We start from the raw sequence: 18,757 nt of genomic DNA on the forward strand, positions 1-18,757 counted from the left end.
AGCTGTTTGTGCCGGCGTCCTACAGGGCGTGGCCTCCGATCGCTCGGACCGTGTCGATCGTGTCGGCCTCGGCGGCCGGCTTGTCGTCGCGGTAGCGCAGCACCCGGGCGAAACGCAACGCCACGCCGCCGGGATAGCGCGGTGACGTCTGCACCCCGTCGAAGGCGATCTCGACCACCTGCTCAGGGCGCACCCGCACCACCCAGCCGTCGTCGCCGGTCTTCAGCTCCTGGAAACGCTCGGTCTGCCAGCGCAGCAGCTCGTCGGTGAGGCCCTTGAACGTCTTGCCGAGCATGACGAACCCGCCCGTCCCGGGGTCGCGCGCGCCGAGATGCAGGTTGGACAGCCAGCCCTTTCGGCGGCCATGACCCCACTCGACGGCCAGGACCACAAGGTCGAGCGTGTGCCGAGGTTTGACCTTGACCCAGGCCGAGCCGCGGCGGCCCACGTCGTACGGCGCCTCGACCGCCTTGATCACGACGCCCTCCTGCCCGGCCGCGAGCGCGGCGGCGAAGGCGGCGGCCGCCTCTTCCTCGCTGGTCACGAACCTGCGGCCGACGATCAGCTCGGCCGGCAATGCGTCGGCGAGGGCCTGCCAGCGGACGTGGCCGGGCTCGTCGAGCAGGTCGACGCCGTCGAGATGCAGGATGTCGAAGAAGAACGGCACCAGCGCCAGCTGATCGTGACCGCCGGCCGCGGCACCAGCCCCGGCAACGGCCTCACCGGTAGCGGCTCGAACGGCGTCGGCAGCAGCGACCTGGACACCATCGGCACCAGCGACCTGGACACCATCGGCACCGGCGACCCGGGCGGCGGCGGAGCCAGTGTCCCGGGCGCCGGCTGACTTGCGGCGGGCGGCGGCGCCGCGGGTGGCGGCTCGGCTCGATGTCTCTTGGAAAGGGCGGGGCCGCCCGGAGGCGTCGAGTGTCATCGCCTCGCCGTCGAGCACGACCTCGCGCAGTGGCAGCTTGCGGACGGCCTCGACCACCTCGGGCATGCGGGAGGTGATGTCGTCGAGGCTGCGGGTGAAGACGGACACGTCGTCGCCGGAGCGGTGGACCTGGATGCGGATGCCGTCGAGTTTCACGTCGACCGCCGCCGGGGTGCCGGTGGCCAGCAGCGCGGCGCCGACGTCGGGCGCGGCTTGGGCGAGCATCGGGGTGAGCGGGGTGCCGACGCGCAGGTGGATCTCGGCCAGGGCGGCCGCGCCGCCGGTGAGAGCGGCCACGGCGACCTGTTTGAGATCGCCGGAGAGCAGCAGCGCCCGGCGGACAGCGATGAGCGGCACCCCGGCCGCCTTGGCGATCGCGTCGGCGAGCAGCCCGGCCTGGGCGCCCTGCCTGAGCTCGCCGCTGAAGAGCCCGACGAGCAGCCGCTGCTCGTCGGCCGTAGCGGCGCCGAACAGGGCTGCGACCAGCTCACGCCGCCTGGCCTGTGAGCCCGCCCCGGCGACGACGGAGATCTCGGCGATCAACGCGTCGACCTGAGCCACCGTCAGCGTCGGCTCGGCGGCCGGGGCGGGCCGCTCACGAAGGCCGGCGTAGCCCACACCGGTCTGCCGCTGCCGCAGCTCACCCGCGAGATAGGCCGAGCCGGGCGCGATCTCGCCGGGGTCGAGCCGGCGAAGCGCGTCGGCCAGCAACTCGACCTTCGCCTTGCGGCCCGAGGTGGCCGCGACGGCTGTCGAGGTGGCCGCCAGATCAAGGAATCGCACACCCTCATCCTGGCAGCACCCCCCGACATTTTCGCCGCGAAGATCGCCCCGACCTGCGCCTCGGCCGTCGTGAAGACAGGCGAACAAGAGGGCATGGCAAGGCCGAGGCGCTGTCAGGCGGCCCGGGGCTCGGAGATGCGGAAGCCCCGGGCGCGAACGGCGTCGGCCATGCGGGCGACCTGGGCGTCTATCTCGCAGAGCGTGGCCGACAGCTCCTCGAGGTGGTCGGTGAGGGCGCCGTCGTCCCAGCCGGAGACGTCGACCTCGTCCATCGCGCGGACGGCCCAGCGCAGCCGGGCGATGGCCTCGAGACGGTCATGGGAGCGAAGGCGATCGATCGTGTTGCGTGGCCCGGCCACTTTCGGCCGCACCACCGAGGACACCGCGACGGAGGCATCTTTCGAACGCATGTTCGATATCCTAACAGGACGGGGCGGCCACGTGACCAGTCAACCGGGGCTCAGCCCCGCATGATCGCCGGAAACACGCCCGCTGCCTCGTCGAGCCCGGCCTCAGCGGCCACGAACCCGTCCGGCCGCACCAGATAGAGCCGCCCTGGCCGCAGGCCGGAGGACTCCGGAGCGGCCGGGAACACGTGCACAGGCAAGCCCAGGTCAGGCACGTCGGAGGACACCACACCCCCGTACGCGTGAATCTGCCACCGCAGGTCGCGCAGCGCCTCGAAATTGCCGCCGGCCCAGGGCAGCCGCCGCCCGACCACCGGATCGCGCCGTCCCCCGGCCACGGCTCGCGCGTTCGGTGTCATCCAGTAGTGGATGCGGATCTGCGAGACGTACTGGAAGAGGCGGGAACCGCCGGACGCGCGGGGCAGGAAGCGCACCCCGGCCGGCGCCAGCAAAGGCACGACGACGCGGCGCAGCGCACGGAACAACGGCCGCTGCGAAGTGACCGCCCCGAAGAGCCTGTCGGTGGTGGCGACCAGCGTGCGGGCCACCGGGCGGCGCTCGGCCTCGTACCGGTCCAGCCAGTCGTCCTTGCGGCGGCCCCGCAGCACGTCGGCCAGCTTGAAGGCCAGGTTGTGCGCGTCCTGCAGGCCGGTGTTCATGCCCTGCCCGCCGACCGGCGAGTGCACGTGCGCGGCGTCACCGGCCAGGAAGAACGGCCCGTCCCGGAACGTCGCCGCGACCCGGTGGTGCACCTTGTACGTCGCGAACCAGCGCGACTCGGCGTACGTGACCGCGAAGTCCTTGATCCGGGGCCGCACGTCCTCCTCGGTGAGCCGCCCGTCGCCGTCGTCGTCGCGGATCAGCCCGATCAGGCGCCACGCGTGCCGGCCGCCCATCGGGAAGCCGAGCAGGAAGCCGGACCGGCCGGGACGTACGTTGATCGCGTTTTCCACCAGGCCCCCGACGCCCAGCGCGTCGATGACGTAGAAGCGGTGCGGGTTGGTGACGCCCTCGAAGGCGATGCGCCGCGCCTTGCGGATCGCCGAGTTCGACCCGTCGCAGCCCACGCAGAATCGGCAGCGGACGGTGTCGTTGCCGACCTTGGCCTCGATGCCGTCCTCGACCTGCTTGACAGCGGTCACCGGCGTCTCCCAGCGCACGTCGGCGCCGAGCTTCTGCAGGTTCTCGTACAGGATCTCCTCGTTACGGCTCTGCTCGAGGATCTCGATGAACGGGTGGGGCGTGACCCCGCCGCCGAGCGAGCCCAGCGGGATGCGTCCGAACGCCCTGTCACCGAAGCCCGGCGCCAGCGAGTCGGCCCGGTGGGCGGCGTCGAGCACCTGGTCACCGACGCCGAGCTGGTCGTAGATCTCGAGGCTGCGAGCCTGGACGACCAGGGCCCGCGACTCGCGCGTGGGCCCTTCCTTGCCGTCCGCGACGATCACACCGACACCGAGTTTGACCAGCCAGTTGGCGAGCATCAGCCCGGTCGGGCCGGCGCCCGCCACCAGCACGTCACACGACAGCTCGGCCATCGGCCGCTCCCTACTTCGAAGTCAAGGTCTCCGCCACGTTCTTGAGGAGCAGGGCCTCGGCGAGGCAGACGCGCTCGAACTCGCCCAGGTGCAGGCTCTCGTCGGGGCCGTGCGCCGCCGACCAGGGGTCTTCCACGCCGGTGACCAGGATCGCGGCCTGCGGGAAGAGCTCCTGGAAGGTGGCGATGAACGGGATCGAGCCGCCCACGCCCATGTCGACCGGGTCGGTGCCGTCCCACGCCGAGCGGAACGCGTCCCGCGCGGCCTCGAACGCTGGGCCGGTCGCGTCGATCACGCAGGGTGAACCGTCTGCTTCCAGGGTCACCTCGACCTGCGCGCCCCAGGGCACGTGCTTTTCGAGGTGGGCCCGGACGGCCGCGAACGCCGGCTTGGGGTCGTCACCGGGCGCCAGCCGTACGGAAATCTTGGCCTTGGCCGTGGGCTGCAGGGCGTTGGCGGCCTCGAGCGTGCGGGGCGCGTCGATGCCGAGCACCGAGATCGACGGCTTGGTCCAGATACGGTCGGTGATCGTGCCCCGGCCGATCAGCTCGACGCCGTCGAGCATGCCCGCCTCGTGCCGGAACCGGTCGGCCGGGTAGTCGACACTGGCGCCCTCGCGGCCGACGAGCCCGTCGACGGCGACCTCGCCCTTGTCGTCGTGCAGGGTCGAGAGCAGGCGTGCGAGCGTCATGAGCGCGTCGGGCACCGGGCCGCCGAACATGCCGCTGTGCACCGCGCTCTTGAGCACCCGGACCTCGGCGAACAGGTTGACCAGGCCGCGCAGCGAAGTGGTCAGGGCAGGCTGCCCGATGTCCCAGTTGCCGGAGTCGGCGATCACGATCACGTCGGACCGCAGTTCCTCGCGGAACTCCTCGATGATCGCGTCGAGCGAGTCGGAACCGTATTCCTCCTCGCCCTCGACGAACACAACCACCCCGACCGGCAACTGCTCGCCGAACGCCCGCAGCGCGGCGACGTGGGCCATCACGCCGGCCTTGTCGTCGGCGGCGCCACGGCCGTAGAGCCGGCCCTCGCGCTCGACCGGCTCGAACGGGTCGCTGCTCCACCGCGCCGGGTCGCCCGCGGGCTGCACGTCGTGGTGGGCGTAGAGCAACACCGTCGGCGCGCCCGCGGGGGCCGCCCTGCGACCGATCACGGCGGGCTGGCCGCCGCGCCGGACCACCTGCGTATCGAGGCCGCAGCCGCGCAGCAGCTCGGCCACCGCCTCGGCCGAGCGCTCGACGTGGGAGTGGTCGAAGCCCTCGAAGGCGATGCCCGGAATGCGGACCAGCCGTTCCAGGTCGGCACGGACTCCGGGCATCTCCCGCGCGATCGCGGCGCGCAGATCGGTCTCACTCAGGCTCATGTGAGTGATCCTAAGGGTCGTTCAGTTGCCTTCGTCGTCCTGACGATTACGGCGGGACGCGTCGCCCATCCAGCCGCGGGCGCCCCGCGCCGCCGATCCGGCCAGGTCAGCCGCGCCGTCACCGAGCTTGCGCAGCAGGCCGACGAGCGGATCCTGCGAATTGTTGAAGGTCTCGCGGTACGAGCTCGCCGCCGCCTTGACGTCGTCGGAGACCGAGGCGTCACCGTCGCCGTCGCGGCGGGGGTAGTCGCCGCCGAGAATCTCGGCGTACGCCCCGGAGTCGATCCACTTGCGCAGCTCGGCCGCCCGGGCCACGGGCACCGGGTGGGTGCTCCACATCGTCATGCCGATCTTGTGGATGCTGTCGCGCAGGTCGCCGCCGCTCTCGTACTCCGCGGCCTGCTCGAGGAAGGCCGCGGTGTCGATCTGCGACAGGTCGCCGCCGCCGGCCAGCTTCATCAGCAGGCGCGTCGAGGCGGCCGGGTCCTGACCGGCGAGCAGCCCGGCGCGGTCGGCCGACAGCTCGGCCTTGCGCCACCACTCGAACATGGCCGTGATGATGGCCCGAAGCGCGATCGCGCCGACCGGCAGCCAGCTCAGGTTGGCCGCCCAGCGGGTCAGGATCATCATGATCGTCTTGTAGACGGCGTGGCCGCTGCGGACGTGGCCGATCTCGTGGCCGAGCATCGCCCGCAGCTCGTCGTCGTCGAGCCGCTCGACGGCACCCGTCGTGATCACGATGAACGGCTTGTCGAGGCCGATCGCGGAGCCGTTGATGATGGGGTCCTGAGTGACGAACAGGTCGGGCAGCTCGACCACGTCGAGGGTGCTCGCGGCCTCGGTGAAGCGCTGGTAGACCCGCGGGTACTGCCGGTGGTCGACGCGGATCGAGCCGGCCAGGAACTGCAGCCGGAAGCCGCGCTCGTTCCACATGCCGAAGAACGTCTTGACCACGTCGTCGAAGCCGCGCAACTCGCGCAAGGCGGTCAGCGCGCCGCGGTCGGCCGGATGCTCCCAGGCCCGCGAGCTGATGCCGGTCAGCGTGACCCGCCGGCGTACCGGGCGGTTCTCTTCGTCGGTCATCGTGCTACCCCTTCGAGAAGTTGCCCTCTGCGGCCCGGGCCGCGCCGTCGACGACCAGGTCGGCGTGCGTGGCCGTCTCGTCCATGGCGAAGTGCCGCTCCTCGGCGGCCCGCCAGCGCCCAAGGTACTTCCGATAGGCAAGGCTGTCGTCCCCGTCGCGCGTGATCGCGCGCTCCCAGCGAAGTCCGGCGGGCGCATCGACGAAAACTGCGAGGGTCAGTTCGGGACGAATGGCACGCCGCGCCGCGCTCACCCCCTCCAGCAGGACCGCTTGGGCGGCGGGAACCGTCACCGGCGTACCGGAAAAGTCGCCTTTAACCCAGTTGTACGGCTGGTAGGTGGCAGTCTCGCCGGCCCGTAACGGCGTCAGCACCTTCTCCTCGAGCCGCGTCCAGAAGGTGAACTGATCGTCCCAGCCGTTGAGCAGGTCGTCCGTGTGCACGACCGGGCAACCGAGCGCCGCCGCGAGCCCATCCGCGAACCTGGTCTTACCCGCGCCGCTCGGCCCGTCCACGGCGATCAACCGGGTGCGGCCGAAGCGAGGTTCCCGGCTCATCACCAACGCCGCGAGGTCGCGGAACGACTGCTCAGGCATGACCGTCTTCGTGGCGATCTTCGGCACGATCGCGATCATGGGCTTCGCGGCGGCGAAGCTGGGCCGGCGCCCCGGGCGGCAGAAACGGCTCGGCCGCCCGGGCCCCGACACCGGTGGCGGTGGAAGACCGCGGCAGCTGGATCACCGCGACGCGCAGCCAGTCGCGGCGCCCCTCACCAGAGCGACCCCGGCGGCGATCCCGGCGGCGGCGATCCCGACCGCCCCCGAGACCCGTGCGGCCCGGCGCAGGTGCACGGCCGACGGCCGAGGGCCGTCCCCCAGGAAAGGCCGGACCTCGCTGCGTCCGAAATAGACATTCCGACCGCCCAGCCGTACGCCCAGAGCGCCCGCCATGGCCGACTCGCACTGCCCGGCATTGGGTGAGGGGTGATCGTTGCGATCGCGGCGCCAGACCCGCGACGTCTCCCGCGGCGACCCACCGGCCACCGGCGCGGCCGCGATCGTGAGCAGCCCCGTCAACCGCGACGGCACCAGGTTGAGCCCGTCGTCGAGCCGCGCCGCGGCCGTCCCGAACCGCGCGTATCTCGCCGACCGGTGCCCCACCATGGCGTCCAGGGTGTTGGCGGCCCGATAGGCGAGAAGCCCCGGAAGCCCGAGCAGACCGCCCCAGACCAGCGGCGCGACGACCGCATCGGACGTGTTCTCGGCCACCGACTCCACTGTCGCGCGGGCCAGCTCGGGCTCGTCCAGCCCCGACGGATCCCGCCCGCACAGATGGTTGAGCCGCCCCCGGGCCGCGTCGAGATCGTCCGCGGACAGGTGCTTCGCCATGATCCGCGATTCCCGCCGAAGGGTCCGCCCGCCCAGCACGGTCCAGGTGGCGCCCGCGACCAGGGCGGCCCGGACTGCCGGGGAACGCCTGGTCGCCGCGGCGGCCGCGAACCCGGCCAGGGCCGGAACCCCCACAGCGAGCGCCGTGAACGCGGCGCCGGCCGCCCGGTTGTCCCGGTAGATCCGCTTCTCGAGCGCTGCGGCGGCCGACCCGAAACCCGCTACGGGGTGGAACCGCCGCGGATCACCGAACACCGCGTCCAGCAGGTAGCCGGCCACGAGCCCCGCCGCGTCCGCCGAGCCCGGCCCAATCGCTGCCCGTGCCCAGGGCCCCGCCCCCGCCCCCGCCACGCCTTGGATCCTTTCTCTGAGCTTGCCGATCCGTGCGCATGATCATGCGCACGGGTCGTTGCCGGCCCGTGCCGATGGGAATGTCCGACCCACTACACGATCATGCGCACAGGTCGCACACCCATACAGCGATTTCCGGCGGGACCACGTCCGGTCCGTCCGGGATCGGCACCGGGTCGAACTCACCCCAGACGATCGCGCCGGGCGCACGATCCTCCAGGAACTCGACGACGATCTCCTGCAGGTCGTCCGTAGTCCGGTATTTCTCGGTCAAGGGCAACTCGTCACGCCCGCACGAGGCCGTCGAGCAGCGCAACTGCCCCGCGTGCAGGTCGTGCCACACGTAGAACGTCGCCGGCCCGGCATGCCCCATGCCGGCGACCTGGCCGCGTAGTTGCGCGACCGTCTCCTCGAAGGCGTTGACCACTTCCTCGGCCGACAGGCCCATCCGCTCGTGCGGCGGCGCGCCGAACCAGCTGGTGTTGGCGGTCTCGGTGTCCTGGTCGTGCGGCGCGAGCACCAGCGTCTCGCCCGCTATCGCGCGGATCTCCTTCAACAGCACGCGCACCAGTCTGCCGGTCGACCCCCACCGAGGACCAACCGGGCAGGTCGGCCGGGCGGCCGGTTGCGTGGGCACGATCGGACCACCCCGTTCGGGGGCGTGTCATCCGTCCGGTGTAATCGGGCCAGGCGGGCCGGGGTGGCCCGGCCGCCGCGCGACGGCCGGGCCACGTGAACCGGTGTCAGGCGGCGACGGGCTCCTTCCGGGGGCGTCGGGTGCGGCGGGCGGGGGCCGGCTGGTCGGCGGTCAGCCGCTCCACTTCGAGGGCGATCTCCTCGTCGGACGGCGACCCGCTCGGGTCTTCCACGGGCGCGGGCGCCTCCAGCTCCGGTACGCCATCACGCTCCGGTACGCCATCACGCTCCGGTTCGCTGTCGCCCAAGGAGCCGGGCAGGGCGGCGAACGGTTCCTCGCCGGGGTCGTCCACGAAGCCCACGCCCGGCGGCGTCGCCGAGGTGTTGCGGGTGAAGGCGGACTGGCCGCGGGCGAGGTCGTGACCGATCGAGGACGCCTCGATCTCGTACGAGATCCGGTTGTTGCCGTTGTCGTCCTTCCAGTCCCGGGTGTGGAGACGGCCGTAGACGATCACGGGGTCGCCGACGGAGATCGAGGAGATCACTCCCTCGGCGAGCCGCCGCCACGCGGTCACCCGGACCCGCAGGCTGTTGCCGTCGACCCACTGGTTGCTCTCGCGGTCGAAGCGGCGTGCCGTGGACGCGATCCGGAAGTTGGCGACGACCGAGCCGGGCTCCTCGAAACGCCGCCACTCCGGGGCCGCCAGGACGTTGCCCACGACGACGAGGTTGGTGTCGAACACTTGTGACCTCCAGGGTGTGTGTCGGTGAGGCCGGTAGCTTCCCGTTTGCCGGGCGGGCGGCGCGGTGTTCGGGGCCGGGCCTGTGGACAACGTGGGGGCCTGTGGAAAACGGTTTGGGCGGGGGCCGTTCGTGATATGGGGCGCCACCGTGTACTGGTCGGTAGCCTGGGCGTGTGGAGATCGATGTCCTGGGACCGCCCTACGAGCGGCACACCATTGACCTGGGCCGCGACGACGAGGGCGAGGTGGTGGCCACCCTGGTGCGACGGCGGGCCGACCAGCCCTCGCGCCGGGCGGTCCTTTACGTGCACGGTTTTGTGGACTATTTCTTCCAGACCCATCTGGCCGACTTCTTCGTCGAGCGCGGCTGGGATTTCTACGCGCTCGACCTGCGCAAGTACGGCCGCAGCCTGCTCCCGCACCAGACGCCGAATTTCGCCCGCAGCCTCACCGAGTACTTTCCGGAGCTGGACGAGTCGGCGCGCATCATCCGCGAACAGGACGGGCACGATCAGCTGCTGGTCGCGGGCCATTCCACGGGTGGCCTGATCACGTCGCTGTGGTCGCATGCCCGGCAGGGGAAGGGCCTCGTCGACGGGTTGTTCCTGAACAGCCCGTTCTTCGATTTCAACGTGCCCTGGCTGGTGAAGCGCCCGCTGATGGCAGCCACGATCGCGGCCACCCGGCGGATGCCCTACCGGAGGATTCCGATGGCGTCGCTGGGTCTTTACGGGCAGAGCCTGCACAGCGAACACCGCGGCGAGTGGACATATGACCTGGCCTGGAAACCGGTGTTCGGCTTTCCCGTCACGGCCGGCTGGCTGGAGGCCATCCGCCGAGGTCAGAGGCGGTTGCGCGCCGGACTGGGAATCGACGCCCCGGTGCTCGTCGCCTGTTCTTCCCGTACGTTCCGGGGCCGCGCCTGGCACGACGATCTGCGTACGTCCGATTCCGTGCTGGACGTGGAGCACATTGTCCGGTGGGCGCCGCGCCTCGGGCCCCGGGTCACGATCGCCCGTTTCGACGGCGGCATGCACGACCTGACGCTTTCCGGCAAAGAGGTCCGGGTCGAGGTGTTCCGGGAGCTGGCCCGGTGGGTCGACGCTTTCCTGCCGCCGGTGGGCACTCCCGAGATCACGGTTCCGGCAGCCCCGGAGGACAAGCAGAACGAATCGCAACATTGATTGCTATCGTTCCGTGATGCCCGAGCAACCGGCCGGCCGCGACGCACAACCGCCCGATCCGGCCGGCTGCCGCACCCTCGACGAATTGGCGGCGGTCCTGCGCGCCCTGAAGGCGTGGGCGGGCGACCCGTCGTACGACACGATCACGAGACGCGTCAATGCGGCTCACGGGCCGGCGGGCCGGGGCACGGTGGTCGATTGTTTCCGCGCCGGCCGCCGCCGGGTCAATCCGGAGCTCGTGGTCGCGGTGGCGGCGTCGCTGCACGACGACGAGGCGTACCTCGGGCGCTGGCGGCAGGCGATCCGGGTCACGCTGGCTGAGAGGCAGGCCGCGGCCAACGTACGCGTCCTGGCGGGGCTGCCCGGCGAGGCGTCGTCGTTCGTGGGCCGCGAGCCGCACCTGGCCGCCCTCGAACGAGCGACCGGCGTCTGCGTGATCACCGGGATGGCCGGTGTGGGCAAGACCCGGCTCGCCGTCCATGCCGGTCACCGGCGTACGGGAACCAGGCTGTTTGTCGATCTTCGAGGTTTTCATCCCGACGACAGCCAGCCCCCGGCCGATCCCGGCGCGGTGCTGGACGGGTTTCTGCGGGCGCTCGGGGTGCCGCCGCGGCAGATCCCGCATGATCTGGGGGCACGGTCGGCACTGTTCCGCGATCAGGTCGCCGGCCGGCAGGCGCTGGTGGTCCTCGACAACGCGGCCGACGAGGAGCAGGTACGCCCGCTGCTCGCGCCGGACGTGTTGACGCTGGTCACGTCACGCCGCGAGCTCAACGGCCTGGGCCCGGCGACCCGGATCGATCTCGACGTGTTCTCCTCGGAGGAGGCGTCCGAGCTGCTGGCCGGTGCGGTGCCGGTGGACGGCGACGCGGAGGCGGTCGAGCGGGTCGCGCAGCGGTGCGGATATCTGCCGCTGGCGCTGACCGTGGTGGCCGGTCAGATGACGGCGACGCCGGGCTGGTCGGTGGCTGATCACGCCGACCGGCTCGACGAGCGGCATCGCAACCATCGGCTCGACGACGGCGTCCAGCTCGCGCTGCATCTGTCCGACCAGGGCCTGCCCGAGCGCCGGCGGACCTTGCTGCGCCGGCTCGCCGGTCATCCGGGGCAGGACCTCGACGCGTACGCCGCAGCCGCCCTGCTCGACGCCGAGCTCGACGAGACCGAGGAACACCTGCGGCGCCTGGCCGCCGAGCACCTGATCCAGCAGCCGGTGCCGGGGCGTTTCGTGCTGCACGACCTGGTGCGGGCGTACGCGGCCGAAAGGAGTGCCGACGAGGAGCGCCCGGCCGACCGTCGCGCCGCGCTCACCAGGCTTTTCGACCTTTACCTGTACGCCGCGTCGGCTGCGATGGACGCGCTGCACCCGGCCGAGAAGCACCGGCGTCCCGCGCTCGACCCGCACGACGTACGGGGTCCTGATCTGTCCGACTCGAAGGCCGCGCTGCACTGGCTGGACACCGAGCGAGCGACCCTGGTGGCGGTCTGTCTGTACGCGGCCCGCAACGGCTGGGAGTCGCACGCCGTACGTCTGGCCGCGACGCTGTACACCTACCTCGACAACGGCGGCTACCCGGCGGACGCGATCGCCGTGCACTCCGAGGCCCGCCACGCCGCCGCCCGTGCCGGCGACCTCGCGGGTGAGGCGAACGCGCTGGTCAACCTGGCCGTCGTGCACTGGCAGCTGGGCCGGCACCCGGAGGCGCTGGAACAGCTGACCGAGGCGCTGGCCCTGTTCCGCCGGCTGGGCGACCGCCGCGGGCAGGCTCGCGCCCTGGGCAACCTGGGCGTGGTGCACAACGCGTTCGGCGACCACGCGGAGTCGGCCGCCCACCACGCGCTGGCGCTGGAACAGTTCGCCGCGATCGGTGACCGCGTGGGCGAGGCGAACACGCTGACCAACCTGGGCGACGTGTACGTCCGGATGGGCCGCGCGCAGGACGCCGCGGAACACCACCGCCGCGCGCTCACGCTGTTCCGCGACCTGAACCACCGCGGCGGCGAGGCCACGGCGCTGACCAACCTGGGCGACGCCGACACCCGCCTGGGCAACCACACGACGGCGCTGGACTCGTACGACAAGGCGGTCGCGATCTTCGGCGAGCTCGGCGAACGGTACGGGCAGACGTGCGCGCTGAACGGCCGCGGCGAGGCACTGCTGGCGGCAGGCCGCAACGAGGAGGCGCTGACCAGTTTCAAGGTCGCCCTGGGCACCGCTCGCCTCATCGACGACCCGGCCGAACAGGCGCGCTCCCACGCCGGCCTGGCCGCCGTGTTCGAGGCCGCAGGCGACACCGCCGCCGCGGCCCGGCACCGCCCGCCGTACGCAGTTGACGACCCGCCAACGTAGCCCGTTCGGCCCCGTCCCGACCGGACGGCTGGTTACCCCCGGGTCGGCCTCGGCAAGATAAGCTGTGGGCCCCATGCGCTCGTAGCTCAGCGGATAGAGCAACGGACTTCTAATCCGTCGGTCGCAGGTTCGAATCCTGCCGGGCGCGCCAACCTAAAATGGGTCTTGACCTGCTGATTCTTGGCGACAGCATGGCGTAGAGCGGCCTTCTTCGGCGACGTTTCAGAGGCCTGTGTGCCCGGTGTGTGCCCGGCCGTTCCCTTCGGCTTCTGACGAGGCACGAGCCGTGCGGCAGCCTCTGCCCCCGACCGGGCAACCTCTGGCAGGACACTCGTGTAGGTGTCAGAGGTCAGTACACGCGATGAGTGGCCGAGCATCTCCTGCACCACTTTCATATCCACGCCAGCGGCAAGGGCGAGAGTCGCGGAGCCGTGGCGCAGGTCGTGCGTGCGCCGTGAGGCGCTGGGGTTCGAGTGGAGGTGAGAGACCTTCGCCGCTGTCCTGTCGCAGCAGGGTGGTGGAGCTGGGGGCAGCCTGATCCGGGTGGTGCCGGGGAGGGTGGGAGCAGCCCTGACAACGCCGGGACGGGCCAGTACTGCCAGATGGTTCGGGTTCGGCTAGCGGGTCGGAGAGGAGTACGCGAGGAACCGGCGTGTGACACCCCCTTGATCAGGCGCCAGCTCGAATCTGGTGGATGTGGGCTGGAAGCGGCGCGTACCCGCCTGCCGTGTGGTGGGTGGGGAACTCCCGTGGCGGTGGGCATGAGCTGCCAGGGAGGCTGCGGGGAAGGTCTGCGGCGTACCCGCAGCGATGCCGCAGGGGCATAGTCGGGCTCCTCCTTCGACGAGCGAACCTCAGTGAACACGGGAACCGTCTGGGATCTTGCCCTGGTCGTCCGCGTCCGGCGGACGGGCGGGGCTGGGCGCATCGACCGCTGATCGGTCCGAGACGGGGCGGAGCCGCCGTAGTACTCCGAGCCGGGGAAAGCCCGTGCGCATGGGGAAGGGCGGCAGCGGTTTCGAGAAGGGAAGGACGCTGCAATGCCGGAAGACGCGTCGCCGAACGGCGATGCTCCTGGACCGGGCCTGGTCGGGCCGTGGTCGAGGGTATCGGAGATGCAGGCCAAGCTTCACCGTTGGGCGGTGGCCGATCCTGGCCGCCGGTTCGATGACTTGTTCAACTTCGTGTACGACCCGGCGACGCTGATCGTGGCGTTCAGCCGGGTCGCGGGAAACCAAGGCGCGCGCACGCCCGGGGTGGACGGCTGGACCGTGGCCGACATCGAGGAGATCGTGGGCGTGCCCGGATTCCTGGACGACCTGCGAGCCGCCGTCAAGGACGGCTCGTTCCGGCCACTGCCGGTGCGGGAACGCAAGATCCCGAAACCTGGCGGGTCGGGCAAGGTTCGCAAGCTCGGGATACCGACGGTCGCGGACCGGGTCGTTCAGGCGGCGCTGAAGCTGGTACTGGAACCGATCTTTGAGGCCGACTTCTTACCGGTCTCCTATGGGTTCCGGCCCAAGCGGCGTGCTCATGACGCGATCGCTGAGATTCATCACTTCGGCACCCGTGGTTACCGCTGGGTGCTGGACGCTGATATCGAGGCGTGTTTCGATTCGATCTCGCACACGGCCCTGCTGGACCGGGTGCGGGCGAGGGTCAAGGACAAACGCGTCCTGGCGCTGGTCAAGGCGTTCCTCAAGGCCGGGGTCCTCACCGAGTTGGGTGAGCGGCGGGACACCACGACCGGCACACCGCAAGGCGGCATCCTCTCGCCGTTGCTGGCTAACATCGCTTTGTCCGCGCTCGATGAGCACGTGATGCAGCCATGGCAGCCAGGCGGGCCGATGTCGACCGCGGGCAAACGCGGCTACCGACGCTCCAAGGGACGGCCGACGTGGCGGATTGTTCGTTACGCCGACGACTTCGTGATCTTGGTGCACGGGACGCGTGAGCACACCGAAGCGCTACGCCAAGACGTCGCTACTGTGCTGGCACCGCTGGGTTTACGCCTCTCGGAGGCCAAGACCCAGATAGTGCACATGGGCGACGGGTTCGACTTCCTCGGCTTCCGCATCCGGTGGAAACGCAAGAGGGGTACGAACAAGTGGTACGTCTACACCTTCATCGCGGCCCGGCCGTTGTTCACGGTGAAGGCGAAGATCCGTGCCCTGACACACAAGACATCGCAGTGGAGCCTCGCATCAGTGCTGACCAAACTCGGACAGCTCATGCGCGGCTGGGCCAACTACTTCAAACACGCCGTGGCGAAATGGACCTTCAGCAAACTGGACGCCTTCACCTGGTGGAGACTCGCCCACATGCTACGGGCCCGGCACGGCTGGAACTGGGGTCAACTCCGCCGTCACCTACGCGGCCCTGACGGGCGGTGGCGGATCGCGGCGGACGGGGTCGAGTACTACCGGATCTCCTTGAGTGTGGCGGTCTCTCGTTACACCTACCGGGGCAACAAGATCCCAACCCCATGGCCCACCACGAATCCCGCCTGACGGCAGCAACCGTGGAGAGCCCGTTGCCGAGAGATCGGCACGGCGGGTTCGGCGAGCGGTCCGGGGAAACGGACCGGTGGCAACACCGGAACCGCGCCCCGGGCCGACTCAACAGGCGGATGGGAGGCTGACCACTGTAGCGGGCCATGCGGTCGAACTGATCGGACAGCCAATCCGGTTCGATCCAGGCCCCATTGGCACGAGTAAAGACCCGTCCGCTCTCGACCCACGCCGCGCCGGCCGCAAGCCGCGCCTTCTGCTGCCGAAGGCGGTGACGCCGCAGGACGGAGACCGTATCGGCATCCAACGCCACGATGCGGCTTCCCGCGTCGCTCTTCGGTTCGGATTCCTCGATGTGCCCACCGTTGTCGACGAGCTGGACCGCCACCACCAGCTCGCGCCTTTGCAGATCCACGTCTTCCCAGCGAAGGCCACACGCCTCTCCTCTACGCAGACCCCGCAGCGCGATGAGATGGAAAAGGGCGTAAAGCTCGTCACGGGCGACATAGTCGAGGAACCGGCCGGTCTGGTCCGGGGTCCACACCATCACTGGGGACGGCCGTTCTCCGGTGGCCCGGTAGCGCGAGACTCGCTCATCGGTCCATACGACCGCCTTGGGCCGACGGACAGGGTCGAGTTCTACATGCGCGGCCGGGTTGAAGGTGATCAGCTCTTGCGCGATGGCGTCGTTAAGCGCAGCCCGCAGCGTCGCCCGGATATGCAGTCGCGTCCTTGGCCCAGTGGCACGGCGAAACGGCGGCATGGCCTTCAGAGCCTCTCGGAGGCTATTCCGGGCATCCCTCCCGCGGGTAATCTTGAGTTCTAAGGCTGCGGCCCGCCGAAGAGCGTTATTTTCTTCAATCTCCATGTTGCGCTCAACAATGGCGTTGAACATCTCGCTGAGGTCGGCAACGCGGAGACGATCGAGCCGGATGTGTCCGATACGCGGCTTGAGATGAAGCCGAATGTCCAACGAGTACCGCGCGATCGTGTTCGGCCGGATCTTGCGCCCAGCGATCCACGTATCCAGCCATTCGCCGACCGTCAGACGCGTCGTCAAAGATTGACCGCCCCGGAACTTCCTGCGGACTTCCTCGACCGTGGGCAGCGGTTCACGAGTCGAGGCGATGCGCTCTAGCAGATCACCAAGTCGTTGCTTGCCAAGAACGTCATCAACATCGGGAATCGCCAGCAGCGCCCTGACCCGGTCGAGGTCATTTTGCCCTTCCGTGACTGACTGGTAGCCGGACCTGCGGAAGGTGCGTCGCGTGCCCTCGGCGCTGGACGGCACTTCCTGTCGAATGGCCCAGGTGCCGTGACGGCGCTGGGTGAGTTTTGGGCAAGCCTTGCCGAGTTGCTTACCGGTCCGGGGATCACGGCATGCGCATCGCCGGGATACTGACCCTCTCAAGATGTACCTCCGGGGAGAGAAGTGGTACCAATAAGGTACCACTTCTGGTGTGCTAATTGGACGGTGAATGTGACGAGACGACGGCGGGTGGTCGAGGCCGCACAGGGCCTGCCGCCGCTTCCAGGCGATAGCGAGAAGCGGGACCAGCAGGTCAAGATCAGGCTGTCCGTCGGTGAGGTCGAGAAGCTGAACAGGTTGCGTCCCGACCTCACGACGGCAGGCATCGTGGCCCTGCTGGTTGACGACGTGCTGTCTGGCCGGCACCACCCGGCATGGGGTGCTTCGCTAGACGCCGAGTAGTTCGAGCAGAGCCGCCACGGGCACGATGTAGCTACGCCCGACGCGGACAACCCGGACAGGGAACTCGCCTGATTTGGCGAGGGCATATGCCTTGCTGCGGCCGATGCCGAGGATCGATCCGGCGGTTTCGATGTCGGTGGTGAGTCCGAGGTTGCGGACGGCTTGCACGGTCCAGGTTCGGTCAGTGCTCATCAGCGGCCCCGGTGTCGTTGGTGTCGGCACGGGCGGCGTGTGCGGCTTGGCGGGTGGCGTGGAGGTCGTCTGCGATGCCGTCGGCGTACATGGCTTGGCCGAGGGTGTGCCCGGCGTGGGAGTAGCGCCACTGCTTTTCGGTGATCAGGTCGCCGTCCGATGCCGGTGGGTTGGTGTCTGTGTCGCGGTAGTCGGCGCGGGCGGCGCGTAGGGCGGTGTAGGTGGTGGAGTAGCGGCGGCTTTTGGTGGCGGTGTGGCCTCGGTATCCGAGTTGGTGTGCCCAGCGTCGTAGCTTGATCTCGCGGTGTTCGGGTTGGGTGGCGAGCGTCCAGCAGGTGCGGATGAGGGTGCGGGCGTGGTCGGTGACGGGTAGGACGGCGATGGTGGCCAGGTCGTGGATGGGCTGGTTGACGGTGACGCCGGTGACTTCGGGTTTGCTGACGTATTTGGCGATGTAGCCGGCCACGGCCTGTTCGGTGAGGTCGTCTCCGGTGCGGCCGGGGGTGATCGGGCGGATGTCGAGCTGGGTGCCGAAGCGCAGCACCACATCGGTTCCGCGTACGGGGTAGGCGACGCGGCTGGTGGCGGCTCGGATGGTGTTGATCAGCAGGCCGGTGGATGCCCAGGCGGGTGGAAGATCGGCAGGGCCGTCGGGGCCGTCGAAGCGCATGACGGCGTGGAAGTGGATGGTGCCGCGTCGTTGCCATTCGGCGACTTTGGCGTAGGAGACGCGGACGGTTCTACGTATGGCGGTGCGGGAGACGCCGCGTGTGGTGGCGAGGTGTTCGTAGAGGTTGCGGTGCAGGCGCTGCCATAGGTCGCGGGTGTGGGCGTTGAACAGCACCGCGGCCGGGTAGTCGTAGCAGTCCGGGCACAGCGGTGATCCGGTGATCGGGTCGTCCGGCGGATGGTGGTCAGGGCAGGCCAGGGCGCGGCCGTGAGGGCACCGAGGATTGCCGGGGCGGGGTCGGCATGGGCCGCCGGGGGTGTGGCGGTGGACCGGGCCGAAGCTGGGGGCGGTGAAGGTGACGAACACGCGGGGATGCGTGCGGACGGTGTCGGGGACCTGTTTGCCACCGGCGAGCCCGGCCGCGATCAGGTGGTAGGTGTCGCCTTGGTGCAGTCGGGCGCAGGGTTCGCAGCGTGAGACACGGCGGTTGCCGCAGGCGATGGTGAGCCGGCCGTGGGGTTGGCTGTCGGAGGTCAGCTCGGAAAGGAGCTGGCCGCTGGCGGCGTCAATGGTCAGGGTGTGGCCGATGAGGTGGATCGGGTGTTGGCAGCCGCCGATGTGGCGGATGCGGGTGAGCCACGCGCGGAAGTCGGGATGCGTGGCGGTGGTCAAAAGTTCGTGGTCGGTGAAGGACAGCCCGTCGCGGGGTGAGTACATCAGCGAGTCCTCGGGGTGTGCGGCCTGGTGAGACAGGCCGGTGGCTAAGGGGTGGGGCCGCCGGGACGGTCACCGTGATGCAGGCGGATAGCGGTGACCGCGTTCGGCGGGTGCGAAGGGTCAGGGAACGGTCGTTGGTCATGTGAGTCCTTTCTTGTCAGGGGATAGAGGAGTCCGGGGTCGGACCGGGGGGTGATCGGT

Annotated in this window: 16 protein-coding genes, 1 tRNA gene and 2 pseudogenes; 6 read left to right on the top strand and 13 right to left on the bottom strand. The window is 70.0% G+C overall.

All coding sequences use genetic code 11. The features are described from left to right. Positions 1-19: 19 nt before the first annotated feature. From C8E87_RS09430 to ssb, 9 genes are all read right to left on the bottom strand, one after another. The gene (locus C8E87_RS09430) at positions 20-1,714 is read right to left on the bottom strand and encodes an ATP-dependent DNA ligase (RefSeq protein ID WP_133872726.1); all 1,695 of its coding nucleotides are present in this window, start codon (positions 1,712-1,714) and stop codon (positions 20-22) included. Positions 1,715-1,827: 113 nt separating this feature from the next. Beyond that, the gene (locus C8E87_RS09435; protein WP_133872727.1) at positions 1,828-2,124 is read right to left on the bottom strand and encodes a hypothetical protein; all 297 of its coding nucleotides are present in this window, start codon (positions 2,122-2,124) and stop codon (positions 1,828-1,830) included. A gap of 50 nt (positions 2,125-2,174) precedes the next feature. Then, positions 2,175-3,656, bottom strand: a complete 1,482-nt coding sequence (locus C8E87_RS09440) for an FAD-dependent monooxygenase (protein WP_133872728.1) — start codon at positions 3,654-3,656, stop codon at positions 2,175-2,177. A gap of 10 nt (positions 3,657-3,666) precedes the next feature. Next, entirely contained in the window at positions 3,667-5,022 is a 1,356-nt protein-coding gene (locus C8E87_RS09445) for a dipeptidase (RefSeq protein ID WP_203721008.1), read from the bottom strand. A gap of 21 nt (positions 5,023-5,043) precedes the next feature. Beyond that, on the bottom strand, positions 5,044-6,105 hold the full coding sequence (locus C8E87_RS09450; protein ID WP_133872730.1) for a M48 family metallopeptidase: 1,062 nt from the start codon (positions 6,103-6,105) through the stop codon (positions 5,044-5,046). Between the two features lie 4 nt (positions 6,106-6,109). Next, positions 6,110-6,739: a uridine kinase family protein gene (locus C8E87_RS09455; RefSeq protein WP_239080700.1), complete on the bottom strand. Its 630-nt coding sequence runs from the start codon at positions 6,737-6,739 to the stop codon at positions 6,110-6,112. A 102-nt stretch (positions 6,740-6,841) separates the two neighbouring features. Then, positions 6,842-7,843, bottom strand: a complete 1,002-nt coding sequence (locus C8E87_RS09460; protein ID WP_438866033.1) for a cobalamin biosynthesis protein — start codon at positions 7,841-7,843, stop codon at positions 6,842-6,844. Positions 7,844-7,943: 100 nt separating this feature from the next. Further along, complete coding sequence (locus C8E87_RS09465; protein WP_133872731.1) at positions 7,944-8,405, bottom strand: hypothetical protein; 462 nt, start codon at positions 8,403-8,405, stop codon at positions 7,944-7,946. Between the two features lie 181 nt (positions 8,406-8,586). Further along, entirely contained in the window at positions 8,587-9,222 is a 636-nt protein-coding gene (ssb, locus tag C8E87_RS09470; protein WP_133872732.1) for a single-stranded DNA-binding protein, read from the bottom strand. Positions 9,223-9,395: 173 nt separating this feature from the next. On the opposite strand from ssb, the gene C8E87_RS09475 reads away from it, so the two are divergent. From C8E87_RS09475 to C8E87_RS09485, 3 genes are all read left to right on the top strand, one after another. Beyond that, entirely contained in the window at positions 9,396-10,406 is a 1,011-nt protein-coding gene (locus C8E87_RS09475; RefSeq protein ID WP_133872733.1) for an alpha/beta hydrolase, read from the top strand. A gap of 16 nt (positions 10,407-10,422) precedes the next feature. Further along, positions 10,423-12,756 (top strand): tetratricopeptide repeat protein, encoded by a 2,334-nt coding sequence (locus C8E87_RS09480; RefSeq protein ID WP_133872734.1) that lies wholly within the window; start codon positions 10,423-10,425, stop codon positions 12,754-12,756. Positions 12,757-12,831: 75 nt separating this feature from the next. Further along, a tRNA-Arg gene (locus tag C8E87_RS09485) sits at positions 12,832-12,907 on the top strand. A gap of 235 nt (positions 12,908-13,142) precedes the next feature. On the opposite strand, the pseudogene C8E87_RS46640 reads toward C8E87_RS09485, so the two are convergent. Beyond that, positions 13,143-13,358: pseudogene (locus tag C8E87_RS46640) on the bottom strand (hypothetical protein); the annotation flags it as partial. A gap of 540 nt (positions 13,359-13,898) precedes the next feature. Between C8E87_RS46640 and ltrA the strand changes: the two are divergent. Next, the gene (gene ltrA / locus C8E87_RS09495) at positions 13,899-15,266 is read left to right on the top strand and encodes a group II intron reverse transcriptase/maturase (RefSeq protein WP_243755145.1); all 1,368 of its coding nucleotides are present in this window, start codon (positions 13,899-13,901) and stop codon (positions 15,264-15,266) included. Between the two features lie 76 nt (positions 15,267-15,342). Beyond that, positions 15,343-16,092: a hypothetical protein gene (locus C8E87_RS45425; RefSeq protein ID WP_243755182.1), complete on the top strand. Its 750-nt coding sequence runs from the start codon at positions 15,343-15,345 to the stop codon at positions 16,090-16,092. 72 nt (positions 16,093-16,164) lie between these two features. On the opposite strand, the pseudogene C8E87_RS45430 reads toward C8E87_RS45425, so the two are convergent. Further along, positions 16,165-16,719 (bottom strand): annotated as a pseudogene (locus C8E87_RS45430) (tyrosine-type recombinase/integrase); the annotation flags it as partial. A 45-nt stretch (positions 16,720-16,764) separates the two neighbouring features. Between C8E87_RS45430 and C8E87_RS43565 the strand changes: the two are divergent. Continuing rightward, entirely contained in the window at positions 16,765-16,977 is a 213-nt protein-coding gene (locus C8E87_RS43565; protein ID WP_166660993.1) for a hypothetical protein, read from the top strand. Here C8E87_RS43565 and C8E87_RS09505 read toward each other — a convergent pair. Together C8E87_RS09505 and C8E87_RS09510 are read right to left on the bottom strand one after the other, a co-directional pair. Then, a complete protein-coding gene (locus tag C8E87_RS09505) occupies positions 16,963-17,169 on the bottom strand; it encodes a helix-turn-helix domain-containing protein (protein ID WP_133872736.1) in 207 nt (68 codons plus the stop codon). The genes C8E87_RS43565 and C8E87_RS09505 overlap by 15 nt on opposite strands. Continuing rightward, positions 17,159-18,556 carry a replication initiator gene (locus C8E87_RS09510; RefSeq protein ID WP_203720506.1) on the bottom strand — a complete coding sequence of 466 codons (1,398 nt, stop codon included), beginning with the start codon at positions 18,554-18,556 and terminating at the stop codon, positions 17,159-17,161. The genes C8E87_RS09505 and C8E87_RS09510 overlap by 11 nt, the downstream gene beginning before the upstream one ends. Positions 18,557-18,757: the final 201 nt, after the last annotated feature.

The organism is Paractinoplanes brasiliensis (assembly GCF_004362215.1).
Lineage (GTDB): Bacteria > Actinomycetota > Actinomycetes > Mycobacteriales > Micromonosporaceae > Actinoplanes > Actinoplanes brasiliensis.

Coding starts and splice junctions, on each gene's coding strand:
- C8E87_RS09435 (WP_133872727.1), bottom strand. CDS start 2,124: ATGCGTTCGAAAGATGCCTCCGTCGCGGTGTCCTCGGTGGTGCGGCCG.
- C8E87_RS09440 (WP_133872728.1), bottom strand. CDS start 3,656: ATGGCCGAGCTGTCGTGTGACGTGCTGGTGGCGGGCGCCGGCCCGACC.
- C8E87_RS09445 (WP_203721008.1), bottom strand. CDS start 5,022: ATGAGCCTGAGTGAGACCGATCTGCGCGCCGCGATCGCGCGGGAGATG.
- C8E87_RS09450 (WP_133872730.1), bottom strand. CDS start 6,105: ATGACCGACGAAGAGAACCGCCCGGTACGCCGGCGGGTCACGCTGACC.
- C8E87_RS09455 (WP_239080700.1), bottom strand. CDS start 6,739: ATGATCGCGATCGTGCCGAAGATCGCCACGAAGACGGTCATGCCTGAG.
- C8E87_RS09480 (WP_133872734.1), top strand. CDS start 10,423: ATGCCCGAGCAACCGGCCGGCCGCGACGCACAACCGCCCGATCCGGCC.
- C8E87_RS09505 (WP_133872736.1), bottom strand. CDS start 17,169: ATGAGCACTGACCGAACCTGGACCGTGCAAGCCGTCCGCAACCTCGGA.
- C8E87_RS09510 (WP_203720506.1), bottom strand. CDS start 18,556: ATGTACTCACCCCGCGACGGGCTGTCCTTCACCGACCACGAACTTTTG.